At 48.1% G+C, this 3018-nt stretch carries 5 protein-coding genes; all 5 read right to left on the bottom strand.

Features of this window, described 5'->3' with window-relative positions:
• Positions 1-197 precede the first annotated feature (197 nt).
• Positions 198-518 carry a hypothetical protein gene (locus FDY93_RS19090; RefSeq protein ID WP_181954068.1) on the bottom strand — a complete coding sequence of 107 codons (321 nt, stop codon included), beginning with the start codon at positions 516-518 and terminating at the stop codon, positions 198-200.
• Positions 519-681: 163 nt separating this feature from the next.
• Positions 682-1089 (bottom strand): hypothetical protein, encoded by a 408-nt coding sequence (locus tag FDY93_RS19095; protein WP_138237353.1) that lies wholly within the window; start codon positions 1087-1089, stop codon positions 682-684.
• 238 nt (positions 1090-1327) lie between these two features.
• Entirely contained in the window at positions 1328-1798 is a 471-nt protein-coding gene (locus tag FDY93_RS19100; RefSeq protein WP_138237354.1) for a hypothetical protein, read from the bottom strand.
• 170 nt (positions 1799-1968) lie between these two features.
• Complete coding sequence (locus FDY93_RS19105; protein ID WP_220446259.1) at positions 1969-2301, bottom strand: ribonuclease E inhibitor RraB; 333 nt, start codon at positions 2299-2301, stop codon at positions 1969-1971.
• Positions 2302-2465: 164 nt separating this feature from the next.
• Positions 2466-3018 (bottom strand): group II intron maturase-specific domain-containing protein (locus tag FDY93_RS19110; RefSeq protein WP_281282520.1); only part of this gene is annotated, 553 nt, incomplete at its 5' end.

Here is a 3018-nt window from a genome sequence, read left to right on the forward strand (position 1 = left end):
ACGATTCTTTGATTTAGAGCGATTAACTCATCTTCCGACAAACTGTCTATATCTATATTCATTGCTCTACTCGATACCGAGATTCATAACGCCCAGCGCAGGCGCAGCCAGCGCGGAGCACATTTTGTGTTAATGTTTGAGCGCCAGCGAGTAACACAAAATGTGCGTAGCGTTGGCTGTCGCTCTGCCGCTGTTTGTTATGTGGGACCGGGCTCCGAACCACAACTAGATTGAGATTTTCTTGCTGCCTTCTTCTCTCTTTTTTCTCTATCCTTTAGCTCCAGAGACCTTACATCATCTGGGCAGGATTTTCCGAATTTACTTTGATACAAATAATCAATGTATTCCGGAAGAGGTAATCTCCACTCTTCTCTTGGATCAGCTTTCAGTTTCCCAAAACTCTTTGGACTTAAACCAAGCTCTCTTGCCATTTGTATTTGAGCATGAGAAAGACGATACCTCTCACGCGCTTCAATCCATGGTTTAATCTTATTTGAAATAAATCCTTTCTTTGGCATATGCAATCTCTACATCATGCTCACATAACGCCCGCAGCAGGGGCGCCCAATGCTATGCACGTTTTGTGCGAAACTGGGAGCGCAGCGACCCGCACAAAACGTGCATAGCGTTGGGCGTCCCGCGAAGGCCCCGTCAGGGGCCGTAGCATACTGCCTGCGATTGTTATGAATTGACTTCCATGAGGTGGAACGCCTTTAAGAAGCTCTTTCTATTTTGCTCGAAAATTTTGTGCTCAGGATGGTTTATTGAGCGCTTATTTTCGGAGAAGGCCGGAGCAACACAACCCCAATTTGAGTTTCTAGCAAAATAGACAACACAATCTACATTACTTTCTTTCCATTGATTATGTACATCATGGTTATGATCTGTTGCAGCCACAGTTTTTACCTGAATGCGGTAATAATTTGGCCCATCAGAGATCAATATATCCGTTTGATGCCCATGATCCAGGATTGGCAAGAAAACTTGCCAGCCATCCTGCATTAACCATGACACAACCATACTCTCAAATGATGAATTTTTGAGCGCTTGATGTGTTCCCTTTTGAGTTTGAGTAAGCCTACGCGGCATTTCAATTTCCTCTGTAGATCTGCACTTCCACTTATGCGGTGTACAGAGGACAACTTCTTATGAAGATCGCCCCATAGTTAAAAGAGACCGGCGTTACGCTCGAGCTCTAAGATTCATAACGCCGCGCTCAGCCGCGGACAATTTTGGGCGCTTTATGCGCGACGATTGGAGCGCAGCGACCGCGCATAAAGTGCACAAAGTTGGCCGTCGGTCTGCAGCGCATTGTTAAATTTTTACCTTATTGGTTCGACGGGCCTTGGATAATGCCCGAGTCATGTCGGTAAGACATCGCCTCTTTTTCGTATCCAACTGGTTTAATTGTGGGAAGCCTGAGTAAATCCTTTTCTGCTGACCTCTTCCAAAAAACACCCTCTAACCCTCTTCGCCCGTATCCTTGAAGACAAGTTCTCTCATGAGTATCAACCCAAACGGTACAGGTTACATCTACAACATTATCTAAAACATTATTTTCGGGAATTAAGCCTTCTCCGATTTTGCATTTTGATGTTATGCCCCACCATACAGACAGACGAACTTCACCGAAAACATTTTTATTCACTAGAATTATGGAATCTTTATCCAACAACTTCACTCTTATATCAAGAGGTGCGAAATCTTCATCCGAATCATCTAAAGATATCAATTTTTCTTGAAGAAGATAGTTTAAAGCTGCGGAAAGAAGATCTCTCAATTTATCATATGCTTTCACACTGAACCCTGAGTACTTGGCTAAATTTAACGCCGCCAGCAGGGGCAGCTTACGTTATGCGCGTTTTGCGCGAAAATGGGAGCACAGCGACCCGCGCAAAACGTGCATAAGGTAAGCTGTCCCGCGGAGGGCCGAAGGCCCGGAGCAAACTGCCTGGCCTTGTTATGAATTTAGTCGCCCAGAACGCCCCACCCATCTAGGTACCCGTTAACTTTTGATGTGCGTTCCGCAAGCGTATTTTCAAAACCAACTATATTTTCATACGTCAGCTTCATTATTGGAACCAGCTCTAATTCCATGCCACCTTTCTCACATGGACGGGTTTCTATATTTTTAAAATTACCGCCGTTTTTCCAATCTTGGACATACAGCTTAGCAATAGAGTCCGCCTCCTCTTCAGTGGCATAGACTGCATAAAAATCTACAGGATACTCTTTGGAGAAATCAAAATTGTGCTCCTCCAATCTTCTAAATACATCTCCATTTACGTCATCTGGATACATGATGTTCCTTCAGTCTTGGGAATTCGCCGAGTAGCCAGGAGCCGTTACCGACTCCCAGCCCTCTAAGAACCGTACGTGCGGGTTTCCTCGCATACGGCTCAAGCCCCTCAAAGGCTCAAGGAACCCGGCAGTTTGACTCGTTATAAACAATTTTGCTTTCCACATTACGCCGCCAGCTGGTATCTGGCAAGGTAGGCCCGGTCTGCCCTGCGGTTGCTCTGCCCCTGTTGCCAGCGCTTGCGGAAGTAGCTTCCACAGCACGGCGTATGTGGGGTAGCCTTTGCCACTATCTTGGTGTGGCGCCGGATTGGCAGGTCGCTCAGTTTGAAGAGGGTTATCCTGCGGATAATCCCCAGAGCGGTGCGGGTCTGGCCGGTGAACACCCGCCGATAGCTGCCGTTGGGCGTGCGTTGTGGACGGGTGTAGTGACCGTAAAGCCAGTGTTTCTGACGGTTTTTGTGTCGCCGTCGCATCCTCCACCACAGCGCCCGGTAAACCAGGGTATCGATCAAGGCGAAGGTCGCCTTGGATACCCAGGGGCGGTAGTAGTTGAACCAGCCTCGCAACACGCGATTGAGGCGTGTGAGCAGCTGGAAGGTGGGTAGCGCGACGCCGCGCTTGATGAGGGTGCGGATCTTTCCTGCGAAGGCCCGGACCTTGTCCGTGGCGGGCCGGGTCAGCAGCTTGCCACTGTACTTGCGCAGGTTGCAGCCGAGG

It is taken from the genome of Microbulbifer harenosus (assembly GCF_005771435.1).
GTDB classification, from domain to species: domain Bacteria; phylum Pseudomonadota; class Gammaproteobacteria; order Pseudomonadales; family Cellvibrionaceae; genus Microbulbifer; species Microbulbifer harenosus.